The following is a 24,313-nucleotide window of genomic DNA, read 5'->3' as shown; positions in this document are numbered from 1 at the left end:
TCGTCGGTACCGTTCGACGCATGACGGCTCCAGCGGACACGGACCACAAGCGACGCGGGGGATGGCTTCCCGGTCAGGACGACCTCGAAGCGTGGATCGAAGGGCACCGCGACCGTGCTCGTGCGCACCGGGACCGCCCGCTCCACCCGTCGGTCGCCGCGTTCCGGCACCTCTACGACACCGACCCGGTGATCCGGATGGGCATGACGCGGATGCTCGAGCAGGTCCCGCGTGGCAAGCAGTACCGGAAGCGCCACGTCGAGGACATCGACGAGTACTTCTCGCTCATCAACGAGGTCCTCACGACGGCGCCCGCCTTCAGCGACGGCGGCATGGTGACGACCCCGTTCGCTGCGATCCTCGACTGGACGATGGCCACCCCGGCCGGGTTCGCCGTCTACCGGGACCCGCGGGTGAACGCGGCGCTCAAGGACGTCCTCGACGCCTGGGCGGAGTTCCTCGACGGACCCGACTCGCTCGTGGTCATCTCGGACGGCCCCGACGGGTGGAAGTCGGAGCGCGCGCAGCAGGTCGTCGGCATGGACCAGTTCGAACACGACCCGGAGGACGAGCACTGGGGCTTCGCCTCCTGGAACGACTTCTTCATCCGTCGGTTCCGTGAGGGGCAGCGTCCCGTCGCTTCCCCGGATGACGATGCCGTCGTGGTGAGCTCGACCGAGTCGACGCCGTACGCCGTCGCCACGAACGTCCGGCGTCGTGACGAGTTCTGGGTCAAGCGGCAGCCCTACTCGCTCGAGGACCTCCTCGCGAACGACGAGTCGGTGGACCGTTTCGTCGGGGGCTCGGTCTACCAGGCCTTCCTCAGCGCCACGAACTACCACCGGTGGCACAGCCCGGTCGCCGGGACGATCGTCCGGGCCTTCGTGCAGCCCGGCACCTACTTCTCCGAGGCGGACGCCGAGGGGGAGGACGCCACCGAGCCGAAGGACTCGCAGGGCTACCTCGCGCACGTCGCAGCGCGCGCCGTCATCATCATCGAGGCCGACAACGCGGCGCTCGGGTACGTCGCGGTCGTCCCGGTCGGGATGATCGAGGTGTCCTCCTGCGTGATCGCGGACGGCATCGAGCCGGGGGTGCACGTCGACAAGGGGCAGGAGCTGGGGTTCTTCCAGTTCGGCGGGTCGACGGAGTGCCTCGTGTTCGAACCCGGCGCGATCGAGTCCTTCGCGCTCCAGGCGCTCCCGGACCCGGAGCACCCGTCGCTGGTCCACCTCCACACGCAGATCGCGACGGCACGCCGCACCTGAGCAGTCGTCGCGTTACAGTCGTCGGATGGAGAGCGATGACGTCCCCCGGGACATGGACGAACTCATCGAACGCGGCACGCAGTCGGTGGCCGATCCCTCGGTGCTCGGTCAGGCCGCGGGGCTCGGCGGCCTCGGTGCTCTGTTCGTCGGGATGGTGTCGCTGCTCACCGCAGGCGCGATCGTCGCGGTCGGGCTGATGATCGGGCTCGCGGCCGTGCTCCTCTTCGCGTCCGCGGTCGCCGCCTGACGCTCAGCCGAGGCCGCCCCACCGGGCCTCGTGGCGACGCAGCTCCACCGCGACGGCGTCGAGGAAGTCGTCGACCTCGTCCTGCGCGTAGCCGACACGGAACCGCGTCGGCTGGAAGCGCGACGCCACGACGTCCTCCGCGGTCAACGGATCGGCAGGCCGCCCGCGTTCGTACTCGGCCAGCGTGGCCTGCACCCGCGCGAGGAAGTCGTCGACCTGTGCCTGGTCGTACCCCTCACGCCACTTCGTCTGCGCGAACCGCTTGGCCGCGACGTCCCCTGCGAGCATCGTTCCCCCGATCGTCGATGGCCACACGCTACAGTCCCCGCATGATCGTCTGGCTGAACGGGACGCACGGTGTGGGGAAGACGACGACGAGCCGTCTGGTGCAGGAACGGTTGCCGGACGCTCGTGTGCTCGACGCCGAGAAGGTCGGCGAGACCCTGATGGACGTCTCGCCGAGCCTGCCGTGGACGGGCAACTTCCAGGACTGGGACCCGTGGCGGCCGCTCGTCGTCGAGACGGCTCGTCGGGTGCTCGACTACGCCGGCGGCATCCTCGTCATGCCCATGACGGTGCTCGTGGAGCCCTACTGGCGCGAGATCAGCGGTGGCCTCGCCGACCACGGCATCCCGGTCCGGCACTTCGTGCTGCACTCCGACCCCCAGACGCTGCGGCACCGGATCCTGCACGACGAGGTCGTGGGCCCGTCGACGTTCCGACTCGAGTACGTCGACCGCTACGCGGACGCGGCACGCAGGTGGCTGCACGCCGAGGCGGAGGTGGTCGACACGACCACGATCGGCCCCGCCGCGGCGGCGGACCGCATCGCGTCAGCCGTGCTGGTCGGGGGACTGACGCGCTGACGCGCTGACCACCGGCCGGGAGGCACGGTGCGGGGCCAAGCCGTGCCTCCCGGCCGCTGGGTGGTCGCGACCACCTGCGCGCTCCGCGAGCGTTCGTCGCGCAGGTCCGTCAGGACGGCGGCAGGCGCGGCGGTGCGGAGCGGACCGCCTGCGTCCGCCACGTGATCTCGAACACGAACGCGGCCGTGTCCGGGCCCAGCGGATCGTCCGGTGCGTCCTCGACCAGGAGCCCCAGGGCCGGAGCGAGCAGGAACGACGTCGTGGTCTCGGTGCCGAACGGGTCGACCGTCGGGACCGCGACCACGTCGGTGAGTCCGGCGTGCGCCAGCGCTGCCGCGTAGTCGAGGACGGCGTCGGCGGCCTCGTCCGTGGTCAGGACGGCCGTGAGGCCGTAGACGATGTGCTTCATGATCCGTGCTGCGGTGGCGGGGTGAGCACGCGCGGACGAGTGTTCCGGACAGAAGGAGGCGACCCCCATCCGGAGCCGGTACAGCTGGACCGACTCTTTCCGGACAGTACGCCGCGCTCTCTGCGAACGCACGGGGAGGGGACCTACTGTTGCCGGACCGCGCATGCGGGAACCCATTGTTCGGCCGAAGGGCTGTTCCTGACGGAAGCAGCCCGTATGGCCACTTCGTCCACCGTGTACCGCTCGACCTCGCCGCGACCGGCTGGGGCGCGCTCCGGGACCTCCACCTACAAGGACCTCCTGCAGCAGGTGAAGGACGCCGGGTTGCTGCGGCGCCGGACCGGCTTCTACTGGACGGTGTTCTCCGTCCTCGTCGCCGTCGGAGCGCTGGCCTTCGTCGTGACCGCGTTCGTCGGCCACAGCTGGTTCGCGCTCATCCCCGCCGGGGTCCTCGGCGTCGTCTTCACCCAGTTCGCGTTCCTGTCCCACGAGGCCGCTCACCGGCAGATCTTCGCCTCGAACCGGTGGAACGACCACGCCGGTCGGTTCGTCGGGGTCTTCCTCGTCGGCATGTCCTACTCGTGGTGGATGAACAAGCACACGCGGCACCACGGCAACCCGAACACCATCGGCAAGGACCCGGACATCGCCCAGGACACGGTGTCGTTCATCGAGGAGGACGCCGCGCAGCGCACCGGGCTGCTGCGACTGCTGACCCGCGTGCAGGGTTGGGCGTTCTTCCCGCTCCTCACGATGGAGGGGCTCAACCTGCACTGGCTGTCCATCCGTGCGGTCGTCACCGGTGAACACGTCAAGGGGACCTCGCGAGGGCGTGCGATCGAGGGCGTCCTGCTGCTCGTGCGCTTCGGGCTCTACTTCTGGGCCGTGTTCGCGTTCCTGCCGATCGGCATCGGCTTCGCGTTCATCGGCGTCCAGGTCGCGGTCTTCGGCGTGATGATGGGTGCGTCCTTCGCGCCGAACCACAAGGGCATGCCGGTCATCGCCGAGAACGCGCGGATCGACTTCTTCTCACGCCAGGTCCGGACCTCCCGGAACATCGTCGGCGGGCGGTGGGTCGACCACCTGCTCGGTGGCCTCAACCACCAGGCGGAGCACCACTTGTTCCCGAGCATGGCGCGGCCGAACCTGCGACGGGCGAAGCCGCTCGTGCAGGCGCACTGCCGCTCGCTCGGTGTCCCGTACACGGAGACGACACTGGTGCGGTCGTACGGCATCGTCGTGACGTACCTCAACCGGGTCGGGCTCGCCGCGCGGGACCCGTTCGCCTGCCCGATGGTGACGTCGCTGCGACTGCACTGAGCCGCGCGGGGCTGACCGGGGTCACCGCTCCCGTCGATGCGCCCGCGCCGAGCTGCTGCGGGCTTGCCGCTCCGCACCACGAATGCGACATCGAACCGGTCTCCACGCCCGGTTCGATGTCGCATTCGCGGTTCCACGGGCACGCCCGCGATTCCGCGGCACCGACGCCCGTCGCCGGGCGGATGCCGTGCGGGTCAGCCCTGGCCTTCGTCCACCAGTCGCCAGCCGTCGGCGGTCCGCGCCCAGCACCAGCTCCACTGCATCGTGCCCGGGTCCGCTCCGGTCATCCAGCGCTGAGTGATGACCGACGGCACGCACACCTCGGCCTGGGCGGCCTGCTCCGCGGACACCGCGTAGGGCTTCCCGACGTCGCGGTAGGCCAGGAGTTCGGACTCCCCGTCGAACCACGCGGTCGGCGCCTTCGGGCACCAGTCGGTCGTGCCGCTGGCCTCGAGGAGGTCGAGCAGGGCGCAGTCGTGCGCCTTCGCGGCCCGGAGGTACGCGAGCGTGTCCTCGCGCGGGGTCGCGTCGCGTGCCGGTGCCTCGGCGAGAGCCCGAGCGTGCGCGGCGGCGTCGAGCGCTCCCGAGTGGACGGTGACGACCGAGGCGGTGACGGCGACCCCCGCGACCGTTCCGAGGAGGACCTTCCACCGCGTGCGCACGCGACGATGCTCCCAGACGCCGGTCCTGCGGCGCTGCCCCCAGAACCGGTCGGGGTCATCGTGCCTTCGCACCGTCGACGGCGCCGCGTCCGAGCACAGCGGGAGTGTCCAGGGTCAGTGGGAGGGCGGGACGGCGGTGCTCGCCCGGATCACGAGCCGCGTCGGGACGAGGTCGGCGACGGTCGACGCCGGCTCGGGGTTCCCCTCGATCTGCCCGAGGAGGTTCCGGACCGCTCGTCGTCCGACCTCGTCGAAGGACTGGTGCACGGTGGTGAGCGGCGGCCAGAACGAGTCGGCCTCGGGGGAGTCGTCGAAGCCGACGACGCTGAGCGAGCCGGGCACGTCGCGGCCGGACTCGTGCGCGGCGCGAAGCACCCCCAGCGCGGTCTGGTCGTTCGCGGCGAACACGGCGGTGATGTCCGGTCGTGCTGCGATCGTGAGCCCGGCCTCGTACCCGTGCGACGTGGTCCAGCCACCGTGGAACACCGGCGGCACCACCCGGCCCGCACGTTCGAGGGTGTCCTGCCAGGCGGCGAGACGGCGTGCGGCGGAGTACGACGACACCGGTCCGGCGACGTGCCAGACGGTGTCGTGCCCGAGGTCGAGGAGGTGCTGCGTCGCCAACCGTGCACCCGCGGCCTGGTCGGTGTCGATCGACGGGTGCTGGGTCGTGCCCGTGGAGTCCACGACGACCATCGGGACGCCGTCCGGCAGTGCCACCTCGGCCGTGTCGATGATGTGCGACTCGATGATGATGACGACACCGTCGACGGCCTGCTCGTGCAGTCGCGAGAACGCCGAGCGCACCCCCTCCTCGGTGCGTGATGCCATCGGCAGCAGCGTGATCGTGAAGTCGGCGGCACCCGCGGCGTCGGCGATCGCCTCGAGGGTGCGCATGTTGCCGAACGACGCGAGTGTGAACATGATCACGCCGATCGTCCGGAAGCGCCCGGAGCGCAGGGCCCGAGCGGCGCGGTTCGGGCGGTACCCGAGCGTGTCCATCGCCCGCTGGACCCGGTCGCGGGTGTCGGGGGAGACGTTGTCGAAACCCCTGGCCACACGGGAGACGGTCTGCATCGACACGCCGGCGGCCTCGGCGACCGCGGCCATCGACGGGGCACGGCGCACGCCGCTGAGTTCCGTGGTCACGGGGGCCTCCCTCGGCGCTCGACATCGGATCGTGATCGAGCCCGACTCCGGTGACGGTAGCGCATGTTGACGTTGCCATGCTATCGTCGCGGCGTTCGATGTTGACGTCAACATCGACGCACCCGAACGCGGTACCGTCGGCGCCCCGAACGCCTCCGGACTGCAGCACCAGCACGACAAGGGAGTCACATGACCACGCTCGAAGCGCGTGCGCCGGGAGCAGCAGCTCCGGCCACGCCGCCACGGCGCCGCAACCGCCAGCGCGGCCGCTGGACCGGCTGGATGTTCGTCGGTCCGTTCGTCGTCGTCCTGGTCGCGATGCTCGTCGTTCCGATCGGCTACGCGCTCTGGCTCAGCCTCTTCCGCGACCAGCTGATCGGCGGCAACCAGTTCGTCTGGTTCGCCAACTACGTGCAGCTCTTCCAGGACGCGAAGTTCTGGCAGGGGTTCGGCCGCGTCGCACTCTTCCTCGTCGTGCAGGTGCCGATCATGCTCGTGGTCGCCCTGATCGCCGCCCTCGCGCTCGACAGCGCTCGGCTCTGGGCGTCGTCGTTCTTCCGCATCGCGATCTTCCTGCCGTACGCGGTCCCCGGCGTCGTCGCGGCGCTCATCTGGGGCTTCATCTACGGCAACCAGTTCGGCCTGACCGGCTCGATCAACTCCGCGCTCGGCATCGACCTGCTGCAGCCCTTCAGCCCCGACTGGGTGCTCGCGTCGATCGGCAACATCGTCACGTGGGAGTTCGTCGGCTACAACATGCTGATCTTCTACGCCGCCCTCCGCGTCGTCCCCACCGAGCTGTACGAGGCCGCCGAGATCGACGGCGCCGGCCCCCTGCGCACCGTCTGGTCCATCAAGATCCCGGCGCTCCGCGGCTCGATCGTCATCGCCACGATCTTCTCGATCATCGGCAGCTTCCAGCTCTTCAACGAGCCGAACCTCCTGAAGACCCTCGCCCCGAACGTCATCGGCAGCGCCTTCACCCCGAACATGTACGCCTACTCGCTGTCCTTCAGTGGCCAGCAGTTCAACTACTCCGCCACCGTCGCGATCGTCATGGGGGTCATCACCGCCGTGATCGCGTACATCGTCCAGGTGCGCGGGACCCGAGCGGAGAACCGATGAGCGCCGTCGAGACCCACACCCCGGCCGCGACCGTGACCGAGGCGGTGACCACCCGCGGTCGCAGCCGTGCCTCCCGACCGAACGGCACGAGCGGCACGAACCGAACGAACGGCACAAACGGACAGAAGGGCCGCGGTCCCCGCGCCCGCAAGTCGACCCTGCTGCTCGTGGTGATGATCGTCATCACCGTCTACTCGCTGCTGCCGCTCTTCTACCTCGTCGTCAACGCGACGAAGTCGCAGGACGACCTGCTCAGCACCTTCGGACTCTGGTTCGGCAACGGGTTCTCGCTGTTCCAGAACATCGGCGAGACGCTGACGTACAACGGCGGGATCTACCTCCGCTGGCTGGCGAACACCGTCCTGTACGTCGTCGTCGGTGCCGGTGGAGCGACCCTGCTCGCCACGATCGCGGGCTACGGCATGGCGAAGTTCCGGTTCCCCGGACGACGCGCGGTGTTCGCGGTCGTGCTCGGCGCGATCGCCATCCCCGGCACCGCGCTCGCCGTGCCGACGTTCCTGCTCTTCTCGTCCGTCGGCCTGACGAACACCCCGTGGGCGATCATCCTGCCCTCGCTCATCAGCCCGTTCGGCATGTACCTCATCTGGACGTACGCGATCGACGCGGTCCCGATGGAGGTCATCGAGGCGGCCCGGATGGACGGCGCCGGTGAGTTCCGGATCTTCTTCACGATCGCGCTCCGACTGCTCGCCCCCGGCGTCGTCACGGTCCTGCTCTTCGCGGTCGTCGCGACCTGGAACAACTACTTCCTGCCCCTGATCATGCTGAGCGACCCGAACCTCTACCCGCTCACGGTCGGCCTCAACCAGTGGAGCGCGCAGGCGCAGGGCGTCTCCGCGCACCCGATCTACAACCTCGTCGTCACCGGATCGCTCCTGACGATCATCCCGATCGTCGTCGCGTTCCTCTTCCTCCAGCGCTCCTGGCAGTCCGGCCTCGCGGCCGGCTCCGTCAAGGCGTGATCCGCCGGACGGGAGGGACGGGTCGAACCCGCCCCGCGCCTCCCGTCCGCACGACCAGCCGGACGGGAGGGACGGGTCGGCCCCGCCCCGCGCCTCCCGGCCCGGCACGCAGCAGCACCACCCCTCTCCACGAAGAAGTGAAAGGCAATCCCATGCACAAGCGTCTCCGGCGCGGGCTCAGCGCCCTCGCGATCGGCGTCACCGCGGCCATCGCCATGACGGCCTGCGCCTCCGGCGGCTCCGGCTCCGGCGGGTCCTCCGACGACATCACCAAGGCCCTCGAGAAGGGTGGCACCCTCACCTACTGGTCCTGGACCCCCTCGGCCGAGGCCCAGGTCGCCGCATTCGAGAAGGCGTACCCGAAGGTGAAGGTCAAGCTCGTCAACGCCGGTACCGGCAACGACCAGTACACGAAGCTGCAGAACACGATCAAGGCCGGTTCGGGCGCCCCCGACGTCGCGCAGATCGAGTACTTCGCCCTGCCGCAGTTCGCCCTGAGCGACTCGCTCGTCGACCTCAAGCCGTACGGGTTCGACAAGCTCGCCGACAAGTACGGTGCGGGCACCTGGCAGTCGGTCGACCTCGACGGCAAGGTCTACGGCCTGCCGCAGGACTCCGGCCCCATGGCCATGTTCTACAACGAGAAGACGTTCAAGGAAGCCGGCATCTCCACCCCGCCGAAGACGTGGGACGAGTACGTCGCGGACGCCGAGAAGATCCACAAGTCGAACCCGAACGCCTACATCGCGGCCGACTCCGGCGACGCGGGCTTCACCACCTCGATGATCTGGCAGGCCGGCGGCCGTCCGTTCGAGGTCAAGGGCACCGACGTCACGGTGAACCTGCAGGACGAGGGCACCAAGAAGTGGACCTCGACCTGGAACCAGCTCGTCGAGAAGGGGCTGCTCTCGCAGACCCCCGGCTGGACCGACGACTGGTACAAGCAGCTCGGCAACGGTGAGATCGCCACGATGGTCACCGGCGCCTGGATGCCCGGTGTCCTCGAGTCCAGCGTGAAGGACGGCAGCGGCAACTGGCGTGTCGCCCCGATCCCGACCTACGACGGCTCCTCCGACGTCACCGCGAACAACGGTGGCTCCGCCGAGGTCGTCATGAAGCAGTCGAAGAACCCGGCCCTCGCCGCCGGCTTCCTCAAGTGGCTGAACTCCTCGCAGGACTCGATCGACGTGTTCCTCAAGTCGGGTGGCTTCCCGTCGACCAAGGCGCAGCTCACCTCGTCCTCCTTCACCGCCGAGAAGCCGGAGTACTTCGGTGGCGAGGCGATCAACGAGACCCTGTCGAAGGCGTCGTCGAGCGTGGCCGAGGGTTGGCAGTACCTGCCCTTCCAGGTCTACGCGAACAGCGTCTACGCGGACACCGTCGGCCAGGCGTACCAGAACAAGTCCGACCTGAACGCCGGCCTCGAGGCCTGGCAGAAGGCCATCGTGAAGTACGGCAACGAGCAGGGCTTCAAGGTCACCTCGAAGTAAGCACCGCACCCGTTCGCAACGAACCGGGGCCACGCGGACACCGTCCGCGTGGCCCCGCCCCCTGAAAGGCCCCTCCCATGCGCTTCGCCATCGGCGACACCGACTTCCTGCTCGACGGCGAGCCGCACCGCGTCCTGTCCGGTGCGATCCACTACTTCCGCGTCCACCCCGACCTGTGGCAGGACCGGATCCGCAAGGCCAAGCTCATGGGCCTGAACACCATCGAGACGTACGTCGCCTGGAACGCACACGCGCCGCGTCCCGGGGAGTTCGACCTCACCGGCGGCCTCGACCTCGGCCGGTTCCTCGACCTCGTCGCCGCCGAGGGCATGCACGCCATCGTCCGACCCGGGCCGTACATCTGCGCCGAGTGGACCAACGGTGGCCTGCCGTACTGGCTCTTCGCCGACGGCACCGTCGGGGTCCGGCGGAACGAGCCCGGGTTCCTCGCCGCCGTGCGCTCGTACCTGGAGGCGCTCGCGCCGGTCCTCGTCCCGCGCCAGATCGACCGGGGCGGCCCGATCGTGCTCGTGCAGGTCGAGAACGAGTACGGCGCCTACGGGTCGGACGCGTCGTACCTGCGGGCGCTCGAACAGATGCACCGCGACATCGGCCTGACGGTGCCGTTCACGAGCGTCGACCAGCCGATGGGCAGCATGCTCGAGGACGGGTCGCTCCCGTCCCTGCACAAGACCGGCTCGTTCGGGTCCCGCGCCGCCGCCCGCATCGAGCGTCTCCGCGAGGTCCAGCCCACCGGGCCCCTCATGTGCTCGGAGTTCTGGGACGGCTGGTTCGACAGCTGGGGAGAGCACCACCACACGACGCCGGCGGCCGACAGCGCTGCTGAGCTCGACGTGCTGCTCGCCGCCGGCGGCTCCGTCAACATCTACATGTTCCACGGTGGCACGAACTTCGGGTTCACCAACGGCGCGAACGACAAGGGCGTGTACCGGCCGATCGCGACCTCGTACGACTACGACGCCCCACTCGACGAGGCCGGGCGTCCGACGGAGAAGTTCCACGCGTTCCGCGCGGTGATCGAGCGCTACGCGCCCGTGCCGCCCCTGCCGGCGTCGATGCAGCCGGGCGGATCGGGTCGCCTCGGCGTTGACGGCGCCGGCTCTGTCGGTGCCGGCCTGGAGGCACGGCGCGCGCCCGCCACGGACCTCGCTGTCCGTCTCGACCGCGTCGCACCCCTGCGCTCCCTGCTCCCCGCGCTGACGGACTGGTCCGCGCACGACGCGCCGCCCACCTTCGACGCGCTCGGTGCCGCCTCCGGCTTCGTGCTGTACCGGACAGAGGTCGCATTGCCGTCCGGCGGCGTCCTCACCGTCGGGACCGAGGTCCGCGACCGGGCGCTCGTCACCGTCGACGGGGTCGTCGTCGGCGTCCTCGAGCGGGAGCACCACGACCGGGCGATCGCGCTCCCGCCCGTCACCGGCACGCTGGAGCTCCTCGTCGAGGACCAGGGACGGGTCGACTACGGTCCCCGCATCGGCGAGCCCAAGGGCCTCATCGGGGACGTCCGCGTGGACGGCGAGCTGCTCTCCCGGTGGACGGCGTCGCCGCTCGCCCTCGACCCGATCGCTCCGGGCGCGCTGGCGGGGCTCGGTGCCGGTGATCCGACCGACGGCGACGTGCTCGCCGGACCGGTGTTCGCGTCCGGGGCGTTCGAGCTCGCGTCCGTCGACGACCGGTACCTGCGCTTCGACGGCTTCCGCAAGGGCGTCGTGTGGGTGAACGGCTTCTGCCTCGGGCGGTACTGGTCGCGCGGGCCGCAGAAGACCCTCGCCGTGCCGGGGCCGGTGCTCCGGGAGGGGCGCAACGAGGTCGTCGTGTTCGAGCTGCACGCCGCTGCCACGCGGACCGTGTGCCTGCTCGCCGAGCCCGACCTCGGCCACACCGAGGGCTGACGCCGCGTAGCCTGTGCGGAAAGACAGGAACGCGAAGGAGGGGGACGCTGTGTGGGAGTTGGCGAAAGGAGTGGGCCGGGCGGTCGTGACGGTGCTGCAGGTGCTCGCCCGCGCGCTCGACGGGCTCGGTTCGAACGGCAACGTGGGCCCCGGGGCGGCGCCGACCCCGCCTCCCGCGAAGCGCGACGAGTACCGGCCCTAGTCGGTCTCTGTCGGTCAGACGGCGCGAGCGCCCGCCCATCCGCGGACCGCGAGCAGGCCCTCCCGCCGCCACCGCCACAGCGGCGCGAACTTCGTTCCGTCGTCCTCCCACGCCCGGGCGAGCAGCCACATCTGTCGCCGGTGCTCGTCGCCGCGCCCGTCGCGCCACTCGACGAACGCGTCGTCGAGGACGGTCGTGATGCCCGCGCGAGGGGCGCTCCACGAGAGCAGGAACCCGCGGTACTGGAGCGTTTCGTCGGAGAGGTGGACGCCGACGTTCCGCGAGCGGACCAGGCTCCAGACGCCGACGAGCACGAACAGCGAGCCGAGGACGAACACGAAGCCCCTCGCCGAAGCCTCGGGCTCGAACGCGACACTCGCGACGAACCCGCCGACGATGACCATCAGAGGGCCCATCACGATCGCGTTGAGCACCCGTTGCCACCGCGGCGGACGGACGACCGTCACGAGTCGTCCCGGTCGAAGGCATCGAGCTCGTCGAGCGCTCGCCGTGCGTCGGCGATCCGGTCGGGCTCCGGGCGCGTCCACCACTCCGGGCCGCGCTCGCCCAGGCCGTGCTTCGCGAGCCCGTTCCGGTGCCGCGCCGCAGCCAAGGCGTCCTCGTCCCCGGCCCGCTTCGCCTGCTTGACCGCGTTCCGCCCGCGTCCGAGGTGCGACCGGAGCGCGGCGGCGACGTCCTCGGGGATCGCCGGGTCAGTCCGTCGCCAGCGCCGACCGTCGACGACGAAGAAGTGCTCGTCGGGCTCGGCGGTCATGACCTGAGTCTGCACCGTCGGTGGTCACCGGTAGACAGGTGGCGATGAGCGAAGCACGCACGCGTCCGATGCTCGACGTCCGCCGGATCTACGCCGAGGATGCCGCGCTCGAACTGCCCCGTGGGCAAGATGTCCTCGGCCGCTGGCCCGACGCCGAGATCGTGCCCGTCGCCTCGCACTGGAACATCCCCGAGGTCCACGGCGACGAGCGCAACGTCCAGCGCTGGGTGCGGATCAAGACCGAGGCGCTCGTGCTCGGCGTGAAGAAGTCGCTCGTCACCCGGCCGAACGGACGCTCCGCCGACTTCATCGCCCCGTCGACGGCCAACGGATGCGCCATGGCGTGCGCGTACTGCTACGTGCCCCGGCGCAAGGGGTACTCGAACCCCGTCACGGTGTTCGCGAACATCGAGCAGATCACGAAGCACGTCGCCCGGAACATCGCGAGGCGGGGGCCGAAGACGGAACCGAACCAGTGCGACCCCGAGGCCTGGGTGTACGACATCGGTGAGAACAGCGACTGCTCGGTCGACGCGATGCTCAGCGACAACGTGCGCGACCTCTGCGACCTGTTCCGGATGAGTCCCACGGCCAAGGCGTCCTTCGCGACGAAGTACGTCAACCGCGACCTGCTCGACTGGGACCCGATGGGCCGCACCCGCATCCGGTTCTCCCTCATGCCGCACGAGACGGCGAGGGTCACCGACATCCGCACGAGCCCGATCGCCGAGCGCATCGCCGCGGTGAACGACTTCGTCGACGCCGGGTACGAAGTCCACCTCAACTTCTCGCCGGTCATCCTCACCCCGACCTGGGAGTCCGACTGGGCCGAGCTGCTGCGGCGGGTCGACGACGTGCTCTCCCCGGCGGCGAAGCAGCAGCTCGCGGCCGAGGTGATCTTCCTGACGCACAACGAGCCGCTGCACGAGGTCAACCTCGGCTGGCATCCCAAGGCCGAGGACCTCCTGTGGCGGCCCGACCTGCAGGAGCAGAAGGTCTCGCAGAACGGTGCCGTGAACGTGCGGTACCGCTCCGGCTTGAAGGGGCAGCTCGTCGAGCGGTTCCGGGAACTGGTGGCCGAGCACCTGCCGAGCTGCCGCATCCGCTACGCGTTCTGACGGCGAACAGCGAACGCCCGCACCGTCGAGCGGTACGGGCGTCAGCGGGACAGGCGGATCAGTTGCCCGTCAGCTTGTCCTTGGCCTTCTCGGTTTCGAGACGGCCCTCGCCCATGACCTGGTCCTTCTTGCCCTGGGCCTCGAGCTCGGCGTCGTCGGTGTGCTTGCCGACGGTCTCCTCGACCTTGCCGACGAGCTTCTGCGTGACGTCCTTTGCCTTGTCTCCGAGCGACATGGTGTCTTCCTTCCTCCGGGAACCGCCGAGGGTCCCCGGCGCCTGTGCCACGAACACAACCAGGCCCGCTTGCCGTGGTTCGCGGTCAGACCGCAGGTTCGTGTCCCCCGGTTGGTTCGAACGGGGTACGGATCATGCGGCACGGTACCGGTTCGTCCCGGATGGAGCATGCTGGCGCCACGGATGTCGTCCCAGCCCCGGACCGATCATCGGAGAACAAGTGAACATCACACGCCGAACGCTCCTCGCGGGGCTCGGTGCCGTCACGCTGCCCGTTGCCCTGGCGGGGTGCGGCTTCGTGCCACAAGACACCGGCGGGCAGGCCGACGCGGACACCCTGACTTTCACGACGTGGGGCACCGACGCCGAGCTGGCCGGTTTCCGCACCGCGATCCGGGCGTTCCAACGCACGTACCCGGGCCGGAAGGTCGCGCTCAACGCGGTGCCGTACGAGCAGATGTTCACGAACATCGACGCGCAGCTCCAGGCCGGCAACCCGCCCGACGTCTTCCGCGTGCCGTACTACTCGTTCGGCGCGTACGCCGGCCGCGGCCAGCTGCTCGACCTCTCCCGCTCGCTCAACGCCGGCGTGGGGGATCGCTTCACGCCGACCGCGTGGGCGGCGGTGCAGTCCGACGGTCGTCCGTTCGGCGTCCCGCACCACACCGACACCTCGGCGATCCTGGTGAACACCGACCTGATGGACAAGGCGGGGGTGTCCGACCTGCCGCGATCGGTCGACGATGCGTGGACGTGGGACGAGCTCGCTGACGTTGCCGACCGGCTCCGCGGTGCCCTGCCGGACGACGTGTACCCGTTCGCCTACAACTGGCAGGGGAACGGCGTCACCCGCTGGCTGAGCCTGCTCTTCCAGGCCGGCGGTGCGTTCCTCGAGGACGACCAGAAGACCCCGGCGATCGACAGCGCGGCCGGGCGTGAGGCCGTGTCCTTCGCCCAGCGGTTCTTCGAGGAACGGTGGGTGCCGGCCAACGACTCGATCAAGTCCGCGACCTACGCCAGCGACACCTGGTACCGCCAGCGGGTCGCGATGGTGTGGTCCGGCGCGTTCCAGATCCCGGACGCAGCCCAGACCCTCGACTTCCCGTGGACGGCGACCTACGCACCACGGCGGGAGCGCGGTGGCGGTGACTTCGGCGGCAACGCCCTGGTCGCGACAGCACAGACGACCAAGCCGGACCTCGCCGCGTCGTTCCTGGACTTCATCACCCGGCGTCCGCAGATGCAGGTCTTCTGCGAGCGGGCGTCACTCCTGCCGACCCGGCGCGACCTCGTCGACGGTGGCCTGCGGTTCACGGTGCGCCCCGAGCTCACCCGCACCTTCGTCGACCAGGCGTCGGTGATCCAGCCGGAGGACGTCGCGCAGGTCGCGTCACCGGACATGGCGTCGATCATCACCGTGCTGCAGAACGGCCTCGAGGACGCCTTCGTCGGCGGTGCCAGCGCGGCGAGGACGGTCGAGACCCTGCAGCGTGGCATCGCCGACGCGACCGGAGGACGAGCATGAGCGCGCAGACGAGCACCCCGCCCGGAGGTGGCGCGGGCACGACGAGCGCACGAGCCGATCGCACCTCCAGGGGTCGGTCGCCGAGCGCCCGACGCGAGGAACGGGCCGCCTACGCCTTCGTCGCACCGAACATGGTGCTCCTGGCCGTGTTCGTGCTCGTCCCGCTGGTCGGCGCGTTCGTGATCAGCTTCCAGCGCACGAACGGGTTCGGCGCGGCCGAGTGGACCGGCATCGCGAACTACCAGCGGCTGCTCGGCGACGGGCTGTTCTGGCGAGCCCTGCTCAACACCGTCCTCTTCACGGTGCTCGTGACGCCGATATCGATGGGGCTCGGACTGCTCGCCGCCCTGCTCCTGAACAGCGTCCTGCCGGCCCGGGGGTTCTTCCGATCCGTGCTCATCACGCCGATGGCGGTGTCGGGGGTGGCGACGGCGCTGATCGGGGTCCTGGTGTTCGACCAGAACTCCGGCGTGCTCGACGCCCTGCTCGGTCTCGTCGGCATCAGCCCGGTGCAGTGGCAGTCCGACCCGACCGCGGCGTTCGCGTCCGTGGTCCTCGTGACGATCTGGTGGCGGGTCGGCTTCAACATGCTGATCTACCTGGCCGGACTGCAGGGCATCGGCCCGGAGCTCCCGGAGGCGGCGATGCTCGACGGCGCAGGCTGGTCACGACGGTTGCGCTCGATCACGGTGCCGCTCCTCGGGTCGTCGACGTTCTTCCTCACCGTGCTCAACGTCATCTACTCGTTCCAGGTGTTCGACATCGTCTTCGTGCTGACCGGCGGCGGACCGCGGAACGCCACGTCGGTGCTCGTGACCTACGCCTACGACACCGGCTTCGTCACCCGCGACCAGGGCTACGCGGCCGCGATCGGCATGGTGCTGCTGCTCATCGCCGTGGTGTTCGCGATCGCGCAGTGGCGCGGCAGCAGGAACCGGGACCTCGCCGGATGACCACGCAGTCGCAGCCCGCGCCGCACCGACCGACCGCCCGCAGCGCCGGCACCGCCCCGCATCGTCGCCGACCGGCCGGACGCGCACGGAGCCTGTTCGTCCTCCGCACCGTCGTCGCGGTCGTGGTCGCACTGATCGTCATCGCGCCGCTCTACTGGATGGTCGTCGTCGCGTTCTCGCCGCGCTCCGAGCTCCTCGGCGGGACCGTCCGGTTCTTCCCGCGGACACTCACCACCCAGAACCTCGACCGCGTGTTCTCGTCGTTCCCGGTGGTCGAGTGGCTCGGCAACTCCACCGCCATCGCCGTGTCCGTCGCCGTCCTGACGACGGCGCTCAGCCTGCTCGCCGGGTACGCGTTCGCACAGCTGCGGTTCCGCGGGTCGACGGTGCTGTTCTTCGTCGCGCTCGCCACCCTCGCGGTGCCGGTGCAGGTCATCATGGTGTCGCTGTTCCGCATCGTCACGGGCCTGCACCTCTACGGCACGTACTGGGCGGTCATCCTCCCGAGTGCGGCCTCGGCGTTCGGGGTGTTCCTCGCCCGGCAGTTCCTGCTCGGGATCCCCAAGGAACTCATCGAGGCGGCGCGGATCGACGGTGCGGGCCACGCCGGTGTCTTCTTCCGCATCGTGCTGCCGATGTCCCGTCCGCTCATCGCGGTGCTGTTCTTCATTAGCCTGCTGCAGGCCTGGAACGACTTCGCGTGGCCGCTCATCGCGCTCCGGGAGAACCGGCTCTTCACCCTGCCGATCGGCCTGCTGTACCTGCAGGGGCAGTTCGGCTCGGACTACGGCGCCACCATGGCGTTCGCCCTGCTCGACGTGGTGCCGATCCTCGTCGTGTTCCTGGTGTTCCAGCGATGGTTCGTCCAGGGTTTCGCACGCAGCGGCCTGCGCTGACGCGCACGGACCGGACGGGAGGCACGGTGCGGGCCCGCACCGTGCCTCCCGTCCGCACCGGGTCGCGTCGCAACCCGCGCGATCGACGGATCAGGGGATCAGGCGGTCAGCGCGGTAGCGCTCGAACAGCTCGGCGAAGGCACGCTCGGTGCGTCGGAACGCCGTGAACCCGGCCTCGCGGCTCTTGCCCATGTCCGTCACGACCTCCATCGCCCGCCCGAGGTCGGCGTCGGTGTGCCACCAGGACGCGAGTCGGGTGATGTCCGACTCGGCGAGGCCGTGCCGCGCGGCGATCTCGGGCCACGCCTGTTCGTACGGGGCCATCTGCTCCTCGAGGGGCCGGACGGCGCCCGTGAAGCCGACGACGCGCGCCGGGTCGACGCCGAGGTGTGCTGCGAGTCGGGGCCACATCCAGCGCCAGCGGAAGACGTCACCGTTCACGATGTTGAACGCCTCGTCGGCGCCCTCCGGTGCGGTCGCCGCCCAGACCATGTGTTCGGCGAGGATGCCCGCGTCGGTCATGTCGGTGAGACCGTTCCACTGCGCCTCGCTGCCGGGGAAGACGAAGTCGAGGTCGAGCTCCTTCGCCAGCGTCGCCTGCACTGCGATCGTGAGGCCCATGTTCATGGCGTTGCCCACGGCATGGCCGATCACGGTGTGCGACCGGTGGACGGACCAGGTGAAGCCCTGGCGCTCGGCCGCGGCGAAGAGCTCGTCCTCCTGCGCGTAGTAGAAGTTCGGGGTGTCGAGCCGCGGCTCCTCCTCGTGGAAGGGGGTGTCGGGCATCTCACCCGCGGCGTACGCCTCGAACGGGCCGAGGTAGTGCTTCAACCCAGTGACCAGGGCGACGTGGGCGAGCGGCGCGTGCGACAGCGCCGCGAGCAGGTCGCGGACCATCCCGCCGTTGACGCGGATGTTCTCGGCCTCGGTGTCCTGCCGCTGCCACGCGGTGAAGAACACGTGCGTCGGACGTTCGCCGGCGAGCGCCGTCCGGAGCGACTCCGGGTCGCGGAGATCGGCGGCCACTGTGCGGACGCCGTCGCGGGGGAGCGGTCGACGGGACAGCGCGGTGACGTCCCACCCGAGGTCGAGGAGGTGGTCCACGAGCGCGGAGCCGGTGATGCCACTGGCGCCTACGACGAGTGCTTCGGGACGGACGGGGGTCGGTTCGGTGGTGTTCGTCATCGTGGTGGTGCAACGCCCACGGACGACAGGTGTTCCCTACCGGGGCCGGCGGATCCGGATCGGCCCCTTCGCGGTCGACGGGTCGACGACACTGCCGTGCTGGGTGATCTCGACCTCGCCCCGGGCCACCATGCGCCGGGCAGCACGGCGAGCGGGCTCCATGAGCTCGCGCCAGCCGTCCGGGTCGAGGGCCCGTGCGGCCTCGGACGGGCAGATGCTCGACGACCGGGAGCGGGCGGCGAGCAGTTCGTCGATCCGTTGCTCGAGCGCCCGGTCGGTGGCGTCGACGCCGTGCTTCCGGCAGGCGGCCGAGCAGTACTTCGCGTCCGGGGCCGCGGACGACGGCATCCGACGACCGCACGAGGCGCAGGTGCGTTCGGTGTGCTCGGCGGCGTTCGCCGCGGCGTCGGCCTCGGTCCTGATCGCGCGTCCCATGCGTCCATCCTGTCCCCGCTGTCCGGTCCGGTACCCAGCCCAGGCTCGGCTGGCAGCATCGGTCCGGTGAGCCCCGAACCCGATGCCGTCCGTCCGCCGGAACCCGCCTGGGTGGAGCACGTGATGTGGTGGCACGTCTACCCGCTCGGGTTCGTCGGTGCCGACGTCCGACCCGGCACACCCGTGGAGGACCGCCCCGTGGAGCACCGCCTCGACCGGATCACCCCGTGGCTCGACCACGTCGTCGACCTCGGGTTGAACGGGCTGCTGCTCGGACCCGTCTTCGCGAGCTCGACACACGGGTACGACACGGTCGACCACCTCCGGATCGATCCACGCCTCGGGGACAACGAGGACTTCGACCGACTCGTGGCCGCGGCGCACGAGCGCGGCGTCCGGGTGCTGCTCGACGGCGTCTTCAACCACGTCGGCCGCGAACACCCCGCGTTCCGGGCCGTCGAGCGGGACGGACCGGACGCCACGAGCGCCGACCTGTTCGCCGTCGACTGGTCGGGGTGGACGACCGGGCAGCGGGTCCCGGTGCGCGACTTCGAGGGGCACGACATCCTCGTCGCGCTCGACCACGACGGCCGGGCCGCGGAGGACCTCGTCGTCGCGGTGATGACCCACTGGCTCGAGCGCGGGGTCGACGGGTGGCGCCTCGACGCGGCCTACGCGGTGCCGCCGGCGTTCTGGGCGCGCGTGCTGCCGCGGGTGCGCGAGCGCTTCCCGGATGCCTGGTTCAGCGGTGAGCTCATCCACGGCGACACGGCAGGGATCGTCCGCGCGTCGACGATGGACTCCACCACGCAGTACGAGCTGTGGCAGGGGATCTGGCACGGCATCGCGGACCGGAACCTGTTCGAGCTCGCGCACGCCGTGGAACGGCACGACGAGCTGCTCGCGACGCAGGTGCCGACCACGTTCGTCGGCAACCACGACGTCACCCGGATCGCGAGCTCGGTGGGGGAGCGGCTCGCCGGTCACGCGGCCGCGCTGCTGTTCACGCTGGCGGGAACCCCGGTCGTGTACGCGGGCGACGAGTACGGCTGGACCGGGGTCAAGGAGGAGCGGGAGGGCGGCGACGACGCCGTGCGGCCGACGTTCCCGGCAGTGCCACCGGCACCGACCGACCTGACGCACGCGTACGAGGCGCTCGTGGCACTCCGGCGTCGGAACCCCTGGCTGCACCGGGCGCACACCGACGTCGTGCACCTGACCAACACGGCGGTCGTGCTGCGGACGGCGACCGCGGACGCCGCCGTGGTGACCACCCTGAACCTGGCGGACGACCCGGTCGAGCTGCCCGCGGCGGATGCGACGCACGTGGAGGCGGGCGGCGGCGACCTGCGGGACGGGACCCTGCGCCTCCCGGCCGGGGGTTGGGCCGTCCTGACGGCGTGAGCGCGTTGCCGAAGCGACAGACCGCGGCTGTCACAACGCGAAAGCGACAGATCTCCGCGGTTGAACCGCGGAGATCTGTCGCTTTGCCGAACTGAACCGGCCGAACGGACGCGCTGGAGCGTGCCCGAGCTGCCCCTACTTGCGCGCGGCGGCCGCCCGACGCTTGTTGAACACGTCGAACGCGACGGCGGCGAGCAGCACCAGGCCCTTGATGAGCGACTGGAACTCCGTGCCGACACCGAGGATCGACATGCCGTTGTTCAGGATGCCGATGATGAGACCACCGACGATCGCGCCGGGCACGGTGCCGATGCCGCCCGTGACGGCCGCGCCACCGATGAACACCGCCGCGATGGCGTCGAGCTCGAAGCCGTTGCCCGCACCCGGTGCGGCGAGGTTCAGCTGGCCGGTGAAGACCACGCCCGCCAGGGCCGCGATGACGCCCATGTTCACGAAGAGCAGGAACGTGACGCGCTTCGTCTTGACGCCGGACAGCTGCGCGGCGAGGGCGTTGCCGCCGATCGCGTAGACGTGGCGTCCGAACACCGCGCTCCGCATGACGACCGAGTAGATCACCACGAGCGCGCCGAGGACGACGAGCACGATCGGCGTGCCGTTGTAGCTCGCGAGCAGCAGGGCGACGTAGATCACGAGCGCCGCGCCGAACGCCGTCTTCACGATGAACCAGGCGAACGGCTCGCTCTCGAGCTGGTACTTGCGGCGGGTCGCCCGGCCCCGGAAGGCCGTGATGACCATGATCGCGGCGGCGGCGATGCCGAGGACCATCGTGAGCGGCTCGTACCCGGTGGTGCCGAACGACGGCAGGAACCCCGAGCCGAGCGACCGGAAGCCGGCCGGGAACGGCGAGATCTGCTGGTTCTGCAGGACGATCTGCGCCGCGCCGCGGAAGGCGAGCATGCCCGCCAGCGTCACGATGAAGGCCGGGATCCCGAAGTAGGCGATCCAGAAGCCCTGCCAGGCACCGACGAGCGCGCCGATCACGAGGCAGAGGACGACCGCGACCGGCCAGGGGAGACCCCACTGGGTGATCATCACACCCGCCATCGCGCCGCTGAACGCGACGACCGACCCGACGGACAGGTCGATGTGGCCGGCGATGATGACCATAACCATGCCGATCGCCAGGATCAGGATGTAGCTGTTCTGGACGATGATGTTCGACACGTTGATCGGTGCCAGGGTGATGCCGCTCGTCGCCACCTGGAAGAAGATCACGATGACGATCAGCGCGATGAACAGGCCGATCTGTCGGAGCTGCCCGGTGAGGTAGCTCGCTGCGGACTTAAGCGCGTTCATTGACAGGGGTCTCCCGTTCCTGGGTCATGTACTGCATGAGGACCTCTGGGGTGGCCTCGGAGCGGGGCACGTCGGCGGTGATCGTGCCCTCGGAGAGTGTGTAGATGCGGTCGCAGATGCCGAGGAGCTCCGGGAGCTCGGAGGAGATCACGATGATCCCCTTGCCCTGGTCCGCCAGACTGTTGATGAGGGTGTAGATCTCGTACTTCGCGCCGACGTCGATGCCGCGGGTCGGCTCGTCGAGGATGAGCACGTCGGGGTCGGCGTACATCCACTTCGACAGGACGACCTTCTGCTGGTTGCCGCCGGAGAGCTTGCCCGTGACGGCGTTCACCGAGGGGGCCTTGATGTTCATGCTCTTGAGGAACTGCGACGCGACCGTGGTCTCCTGCGAGCTGTTCACGAACCCCCAGTTGGCGAGCTTGCCGAGCGCCGAACCGGAGATGTTCCGCTTGATGTCGTCGATCAGGTTGAGGCCGTAGCGCTTGCGGTCCTCGGTCGCGTACGCGATGCCGTTGTCGATCGCGCGCGTCACGGTGTTCGTCTTGATCGGGACGCCGCGCTTGTACACGGTGCCGCTGATGCCGGTCCCGTACGAGTGCCCGAAGACGCTCATCGCGAGCTCGGTGCGGCCGGCGCCCATGAGCCCCGCGATGCCGACGACCTCGCCGGCCCGGACGTTGAGGTTCGCCTGGTGGATGATCTCGCGCGAGCCGTCGAGCGGGTGGTGGACCGTCCAGTCCTCGATGCGCAGGAGCTCCTCACCGATCTTCGGCTCGCGCTCCGGGTAGCGGCTCGACAGGTCACGGCCGACCATGCCGCGGATGATGCGGTCCTCGGAGACGTCGTCGCCGTGCATGTCGAGCGTCTCGATGGTCTTGCCGTCGCGGATGATCGTGACCTTGTCCGCGATCGCCTTGATCTCGTTGAGCTTGTGGCTGATGATGATCGCCGTCATGCCCTCGGCCTGCAGTGACCGGATGAGGTCGAGCAGGTGCGCGGAGTCGTCGTCGTTCAGCGCCGCCGTCGGCTCGTCGAGGATGAGCAGCTTGACGTCCTTCGAGAGCGCCTTCGCGATCTCGACGAGCTGCTGCTTCCCGACGCCGATGTCGACGATCTTCGTGACGGGGTTGTCCTTGAGCCCGACGCGCTTGAGGAGCGACGCCGCCTCGAGGTTGGTCTGGTTCCAGTCGATGAGCCCGCCCTTGACGCGCTCGTTGCCGAGGAAGATGTTCTCGGCGATCGACAGGAACGGGCTGAGGGCGAGTTCCTGGTGGATGATCACCACGCCGGCTGCCTCGGAGTCGTTGATGGAGCCGAACTTCACCGGCTGCCCGTCGAGCAGGATCTCGCCGTCGAAGGTGCCGTGCGGGTAGACGCCCGACAGCACCTTCATCAGGGTCGACTTGCCTGCGCCGTTCTCGCCGCAGATCGCGTGGACCTGACCGCGCTCGACCTCGATGGAGACGCCCTGCAGGGCCTTCACGCCGGGGAACGTCTTGGTGATGTCCCGCATCTCGAGGATGGTGTCCGCCATGTGGACCGCCTTTCCGTCGTGCGCGCGTGGGCGCGCTGGTGATGACGAACGGGAGGCGCGGTGCGGGCTCGCACCGCGCCTCCGGTCCGTGAGATGGGTCGCGTACTACTTGAGGTCGGCTTCCGTGTAGTAGCCGCTGTCGATCAGGACGGACTTGTAGTTGTCCTTCGTGACCACGGTCGGCTGGAAGAGGTAGGTCGGGACGACCTTGACCTTGTTGTCGTAGCTCTTGGTGTCGTTGACCTCGGGCTTCTTGCCGGAGAGCAGGTCCTCGGCCATGGTGACCGACTGCTTCGCGAGCTTGCGCGTGTCCTTGTAGATCGTCGAGTACTGCTGACCGGCGATGATCGACTTGACCGACGCGGCCTCGGCGTCCTGACCGGTGATGATCGGCAGCGGGCGGTCACCCGAGCCGTAGCCGGCACCCTGCAGCGCGGAGATGATGCCGATCGACATGCCGTCGTAGGGCGAGAGCACGCCGTTCAGCGTGGTGCCACCCGAGTACGACTTGGCGATGAGGTTCTGCATGCGGGCCTTGGCGGTCGCCGGGTCCCACTGCTGCGTCGCGGCCTGCGAGAGCTGGTCCTGACCGGACTGGATCTTCAGCGTGCCGTCCTCGAGGTACGGCTTGAGGGTGTCCATCGCGCCGTTGAAGAAGAACCCGGCGTTGTTGTCGTCGAGCGAACCGGCGAAGACCTCGATGTTGAACGGGCCCTTCTTGCCGGTCTTCTTGCCGTCGGAGTCGAGGACGCCGAGGCCGGTGAGGAGCGACGTGGCCTGGTCGACGCCCACCTTGTAGTTGTCGAACGACACGTAGTAGTCGACGTTCTTGTTGCCGGTGAGCAGGCGGTCGTACGAGATCACCTTGATGCCGGCCTTGGCGGCGGCGTCGAGCTGGTCGGACAGTGCGCCACCGTCGATCGACGCGATGATCAGGACCTTCGCGCCCTTCGTGATCATGTTGCTGACCTGTTGGGCCTGCTGCTGGACCTTGTTGTCGCCGTACTCGAGGTCGACCTTGTAGCCGGCCTTCTCGAGGTCGCTCTTGACCGCGTCGCCGTCCTTGATCCACCGCTCGGAGACCTTGGTCGGCATCGCGACGCCGACGAGGGCGCCCTTGTTGTCGCCGCTGCCGCCACCGCTGCCGGTGGCGCCACGACCCCCGGCGGAGCACGCGGCCAGGCTGACTGCCAGTCCTACGGCCACGATCCCCGCTGCGATCTTGCGCTTCATCATCGAAGTACCTCTTGTTCCTCTCACGTCGTCCTCGACGCGCTGGGTGTGGGCTGCTGTGCCCCT

The 24,313-nt window shown here is 69.6% G+C and carries 24 protein-coding genes and 2 pseudogenes; 13 read left to right on the top strand and 13 right to left on the bottom strand.

Features of this window, described 5'->3' with window-relative positions:
- Positions 1-20 precede the first annotated feature (20 nt).
- Both ABC270_RS14960 and ABC270_RS14955 read left to right on the top strand, forming a co-directional pair.
- The gene (locus ABC270_RS14960) at positions 21-1,268 is read left to right on the top strand and encodes a phosphatidylserine decarboxylase family protein (protein ID WP_412881518.1); all 1,248 of its coding nucleotides are present in this window, start codon (positions 21-23) and stop codon (positions 1,266-1,268) included.
- Positions 1,269-1,293: 25 nt separating this feature from the next.
- Positions 1,294-1,515 (top strand): hypothetical protein, encoded by a 222-nt coding sequence (locus ABC270_RS14955; RefSeq protein WP_412881517.1) that lies wholly within the window; start codon positions 1,294-1,296, stop codon positions 1,513-1,515.
- Positions 1,516-1,548: 33 nt separating this feature from the next.
- Here the strand turns inward: ABC270_RS14955 and ABC270_RS14950 are convergent.
- Both ABC270_RS14950 and ABC270_RS14945 read right to left on the bottom strand, forming a co-directional pair.
- Positions 1,549-1,662 (bottom strand): annotated as a pseudogene (locus ABC270_RS14950) (DivIVA domain-containing protein); the annotation flags it as partial.
- 45 nt (positions 1,663-1,707) lie between these two features.
- Positions 1,708-1,803, bottom strand: a pseudogene (locus tag ABC270_RS14945) (DivIVA domain-containing protein); the annotation flags it as partial.
- Positions 1,804-1,844: 41 nt separating this feature from the next.
- Here ABC270_RS14945 and ABC270_RS14940 point away from each other — a divergent pair.
- Positions 1,845-2,381 carry an AAA family ATPase gene (locus tag ABC270_RS14940; protein ID WP_412881516.1) on the top strand — a complete coding sequence of 179 codons (537 nt, stop codon included), beginning with the start codon at positions 1,845-1,847 and terminating at the stop codon, positions 2,379-2,381.
- A gap of 109 nt (positions 2,382-2,490) precedes the next feature.
- Here ABC270_RS14940 and ABC270_RS14935 read toward each other — a convergent pair whose 3' ends face one another.
- The gene (locus ABC270_RS14935) at positions 2,491-2,790 is read right to left on the bottom strand and encodes a hypothetical protein (RefSeq protein ID WP_412881515.1); all 300 of its coding nucleotides are present in this window, start codon (positions 2,788-2,790) and stop codon (positions 2,491-2,493) included.
- 216 nt (positions 2,791-3,006) lie between these two features.
- On the opposite strand from ABC270_RS14935, the gene ABC270_RS14930 reads away from it, so the two are divergent.
- On the top strand, positions 3,007-4,110 hold the full coding sequence (locus ABC270_RS14930; protein ID WP_412881514.1) for a fatty acid desaturase family protein: 1,104 nt from the start codon (positions 3,007-3,009) through the stop codon (positions 4,108-4,110).
- Positions 4,111-4,304: 194 nt separating this feature from the next.
- Here ABC270_RS14930 and ABC270_RS14925 read toward each other — a convergent pair whose 3' ends face one another.
- Both ABC270_RS14925 and ABC270_RS14920 read right to left on the bottom strand, forming a co-directional pair.
- Positions 4,305-4,772, bottom strand: coding sequence for a hypothetical protein (locus ABC270_RS14925; protein ID WP_412881513.1), 468 nt, complete (start codon positions 4,770-4,772; stop codon positions 4,305-4,307).
- A gap of 114 nt (positions 4,773-4,886) precedes the next feature.
- Positions 4,887-5,882, bottom strand: a complete 996-nt coding sequence (locus ABC270_RS14920) for a LacI family DNA-binding transcriptional regulator (protein ID WP_412882107.1) — start codon at positions 5,880-5,882, stop codon at positions 4,887-4,889.
- Positions 5,883-6,110: 228 nt separating this feature from the next.
- On the opposite strand from ABC270_RS14920, the gene ABC270_RS14915 reads away from it, so the two are divergent.
- The 4 genes from ABC270_RS14915 to ABC270_RS14900 all read left to right on the top strand — a co-directional run bounded on the left by ABC270_RS14915 (position 6,111) and on the right by ABC270_RS14900 (position 11,432).
- Positions 6,111-7,046: a carbohydrate ABC transporter permease gene (locus ABC270_RS14915; protein WP_412881512.1), complete on the top strand. Its 936-nt coding sequence runs from the start codon at positions 6,111-6,113 to the stop codon at positions 7,044-7,046.
- 173 nt (positions 7,047-7,219) lie between these two features.
- The gene (locus ABC270_RS14910; RefSeq protein ID WP_412882106.1) at positions 7,220-8,029 is read left to right on the top strand and encodes a carbohydrate ABC transporter permease; all 810 of its coding nucleotides are present in this window, start codon (positions 7,220-7,222) and stop codon (positions 8,027-8,029) included.
- Positions 8,030-8,181: 152 nt separating this feature from the next.
- A complete protein-coding gene (locus ABC270_RS14905; RefSeq protein ID WP_412881511.1) occupies positions 8,182-9,519 on the top strand; it encodes an ABC transporter substrate-binding protein in 1,338 nt (445 codons plus the stop codon).
- Between the two features lie 77 nt (positions 9,520-9,596).
- Positions 9,597-11,432, top strand: coding sequence for a glycoside hydrolase family 35 protein (locus tag ABC270_RS14900; RefSeq protein ID WP_412881510.1), 1,836 nt, complete (start codon positions 9,597-9,599; stop codon positions 11,430-11,432).
- Positions 11,433-11,648: 216 nt separating this feature from the next.
- On the opposite strand, the gene ABC270_RS14895 is transcribed toward ABC270_RS14900, so the two are convergent.
- Entirely contained in the window at positions 11,649-12,101 is a 453-nt protein-coding gene (locus tag ABC270_RS14895; protein ID WP_412881509.1) for a hypothetical protein, read from the bottom strand.
- Positions 12,098-12,409, bottom strand: a complete 312-nt coding sequence (locus ABC270_RS14890) for a biopolymer transporter Tol (RefSeq protein ID WP_412881508.1) — start codon at positions 12,407-12,409, stop codon at positions 12,098-12,100. The genes ABC270_RS14895 and ABC270_RS14890 overlap by 4 nt, the downstream gene beginning before the upstream one ends.
- 44 nt (positions 12,410-12,453) lie before the next feature.
- Between ABC270_RS14890 and ABC270_RS14885 the strand changes: the two genes are divergently transcribed.
- A complete protein-coding gene (locus ABC270_RS14885) occupies positions 12,454-13,527 on the top strand; it encodes a spore photoproduct lyase family protein (RefSeq protein ID WP_412881507.1) in 1,074 nt (357 codons plus the stop codon).
- A gap of 58 nt (positions 13,528-13,585) precedes the next feature.
- Here ABC270_RS14885 and ABC270_RS14880 read toward each other — a convergent pair whose 3' ends face one another.
- Positions 13,586-13,762 carry a CsbD family protein gene (locus tag ABC270_RS14880; RefSeq protein WP_412881506.1) on the bottom strand — a complete coding sequence of 59 codons (177 nt, stop codon included), beginning with the start codon at positions 13,760-13,762 and terminating at the stop codon, positions 13,586-13,588.
- Positions 13,763-13,982: 220 nt separating this feature from the next.
- Between ABC270_RS14880 and ABC270_RS14875 the strand changes: the two genes are divergently transcribed.
- Genes ABC270_RS14875 through ABC270_RS14865 form a run of 3 tightly spaced genes read left to right on the top strand, consistent with a single transcriptional unit; the run spans position 13,983 to position 17,136 of the window.
- The gene (locus tag ABC270_RS14875; RefSeq protein ID WP_412881505.1) at positions 13,983-15,287 is read left to right on the top strand and encodes an ABC transporter substrate-binding protein; all 1,305 of its coding nucleotides are present in this window, start codon (positions 13,983-13,985) and stop codon (positions 15,285-15,287) included.
- Positions 15,284-16,240, top strand: a complete 957-nt coding sequence (locus ABC270_RS14870; RefSeq protein WP_412881504.1) for a carbohydrate ABC transporter permease — start codon at positions 15,284-15,286, stop codon at positions 16,238-16,240. Before ABC270_RS14875 ends, ABC270_RS14870 begins: the two co-directional genes overlap by 4 nt.
- Complete coding sequence (locus ABC270_RS14865; protein WP_412881503.1) at positions 16,237-17,136, top strand: carbohydrate ABC transporter permease; 900 nt, start codon at positions 16,237-16,239, stop codon at positions 17,134-17,136. Before ABC270_RS14870 ends, ABC270_RS14865 begins: the two co-directional genes overlap by 4 nt.
- A 90-nt stretch (positions 17,137-17,226) precedes the next feature.
- On the opposite strand, the gene ABC270_RS14860 is transcribed toward ABC270_RS14865, so the two are convergent.
- Positions 17,227-18,321: an SDR family oxidoreductase gene (locus ABC270_RS14860; protein WP_412881502.1), complete on the bottom strand. Its 1,095-nt coding sequence runs from the start codon at positions 18,319-18,321 to the stop codon at positions 17,227-17,229.
- Positions 18,322-18,357: 36 nt separating this feature from the next.
- The gene (locus ABC270_RS14855) at positions 18,358-18,756 is read right to left on the bottom strand and encodes a DUF3253 domain-containing protein (RefSeq protein ID WP_412881501.1); all 399 of its coding nucleotides are present in this window, start codon (positions 18,754-18,756) and stop codon (positions 18,358-18,360) included.
- Positions 18,757-18,879: 123 nt separating this feature from the next.
- Here ABC270_RS14855 and ABC270_RS14850 point away from each other — a divergent pair, with 123 nt between their 5' ends.
- Positions 18,880-20,160 carry an alpha-amylase family glycosyl hydrolase gene (locus ABC270_RS14850; RefSeq protein WP_412882105.1) on the top strand — a complete coding sequence of 427 codons (1,281 nt, stop codon included), beginning with the start codon at positions 18,880-18,882 and terminating at the stop codon, positions 20,158-20,160.
- A 135-nt stretch (positions 20,161-20,295) separates the two neighbouring features.
- Here ABC270_RS14850 and mmsB read toward each other — a convergent pair whose 3' ends face one another.
- The 3 genes from mmsB to chvE form a co-directional block, all read right to left on the bottom strand.
- Positions 20,296-21,477, bottom strand: coding sequence for a multiple monosaccharide ABC transporter permease (gene mmsB, locus ABC270_RS14845; RefSeq protein WP_022903571.1), 1,182 nt, complete (start codon positions 21,475-21,477; stop codon positions 20,296-20,298).
- A complete protein-coding gene (gene mmsA / locus ABC270_RS14840) occupies positions 21,464-23,014 on the bottom strand; it encodes a multiple monosaccharide ABC transporter ATP-binding protein (RefSeq protein ID WP_412881500.1) in 1,551 nt (516 codons plus the stop codon). The genes mmsB and mmsA overlap by 14 nt, the downstream gene beginning before the upstream one ends.
- 105 nt (positions 23,015-23,119) lie before the next feature.
- Positions 23,120-24,250, bottom strand: a complete 1,131-nt coding sequence (chvE, locus tag ABC270_RS14835; protein ID WP_412881499.1) for a multiple monosaccharide ABC transporter substrate-binding protein — start codon at positions 24,248-24,250, stop codon at positions 23,120-23,122.
- Positions 24,251-24,313 lie beyond the last annotated feature (63 nt).

The sequence above is a fragment of the Curtobacterium phoenicis genome (assembly GCF_047238015.1).
Lineage (GTDB): Bacteria > Actinomycetota > Actinomycetes > Actinomycetales > Microbacteriaceae > Curtobacterium.
Note: the sequence above shows the minus strand (reverse complement) of the source record. Positions and strands in the feature narration are given on the sequence as shown.

Coding starts and splice junctions, on each gene's coding strand:
- ABC270_RS14960 (WP_412881518.1), top strand. CDS start 21: ATGACGGCTCCAGCGGACACGGACCACAAGCGACGCGGGGGATGGCTT.
- ABC270_RS14955 (WP_412881517.1), top strand. CDS start 1,294: ATGGAGAGCGATGACGTCCCCCGGGACATGGACGAACTCATCGAACGC.
- ABC270_RS14940 (WP_412881516.1), top strand. CDS start 1,845: ATGATCGTCTGGCTGAACGGGACGCACGGTGTGGGGAAGACGACGACG.
- ABC270_RS14935 (WP_412881515.1), bottom strand. CDS start 2,790: ATGAAGCACATCGTCTACGGCCTCACGGCCGTCCTGACCACGGACGAG.
- ABC270_RS14930 (WP_412881514.1), top strand. CDS start 3,007: ATGGCCACTTCGTCCACCGTGTACCGCTCGACCTCGCCGCGACCGGCT.
- ABC270_RS14920 (WP_412882107.1), bottom strand. CDS start 5,882: ATGGCCGCGGTCGCCGAGGCCGCCGGCGTGTCGATGCAGACCGTCTCC.
- ABC270_RS14915 (WP_412881512.1), top strand. CDS start 6,111: ATGACCACGCTCGAAGCGCGTGCGCCGGGAGCAGCAGCTCCGGCCACG.
- ABC270_RS14910 (WP_412882106.1), top strand. CDS start 7,220: ATGATCGTCATCACCGTCTACTCGCTGCTGCCGCTCTTCTACCTCGTC.
- ABC270_RS14905 (WP_412881511.1), top strand. CDS start 8,182: ATGCACAAGCGTCTCCGGCGCGGGCTCAGCGCCCTCGCGATCGGCGTC.
- ABC270_RS14900 (WP_412881510.1), top strand. CDS start 9,597: ATGCGCTTCGCCATCGGCGACACCGACTTCCTGCTCGACGGCGAGCCG.
- ABC270_RS14890 (WP_412881508.1), bottom strand. CDS start 12,409: ATGACCGCCGAGCCCGACGAGCACTTCTTCGTCGTCGACGGTCGGCGC.
- ABC270_RS14885 (WP_412881507.1), top strand. CDS start 12,454: ATGAGCGAAGCACGCACGCGTCCGATGCTCGACGTCCGCCGGATCTAC.
- ABC270_RS14880 (WP_412881506.1), bottom strand. CDS start 13,762: ATGTCGCTCGGAGACAAGGCAAAGGACGTCACGCAGAAGCTCGTCGGC.
- ABC270_RS14870 (WP_412881504.1), top strand. CDS start 15,284: ATGAGCGCGCAGACGAGCACCCCGCCCGGAGGTGGCGCGGGCACGACG.
- ABC270_RS14865 (WP_412881503.1), top strand. CDS start 16,237: ATGACCACGCAGTCGCAGCCCGCGCCGCACCGACCGACCGCCCGCAGC.
- ABC270_RS14860 (WP_412881502.1), bottom strand. CDS start 18,321: ATGACGAACACCACCGAACCGACCCCCGTCCGTCCCGAAGCACTCGTC.
- ABC270_RS14855 (WP_412881501.1), bottom strand. CDS start 18,756: ATGGGACGCGCGATCAGGACCGAGGCCGACGCCGCGGCGAACGCCGCC.
- ABC270_RS14850 (WP_412882105.1), top strand. CDS start 18,880: ATGTGGTGGCACGTCTACCCGCTCGGGTTCGTCGGTGCCGACGTCCGA.
- mmsB (WP_022903571.1), bottom strand. CDS start 21,477: ATGAACGCGCTTAAGTCCGCAGCGAGCTACCTCACCGGGCAGCTCCGA.
- mmsA (WP_412881500.1), bottom strand. CDS start 23,014: ATGGCGGACACCATCCTCGAGATGCGGGACATCACCAAGACGTTCCCC.
- chvE (WP_412881499.1), bottom strand. CDS start 24,250: ATGATGAAGCGCAAGATCGCAGCGGGGATCGTGGCCGTAGGACTGGCA.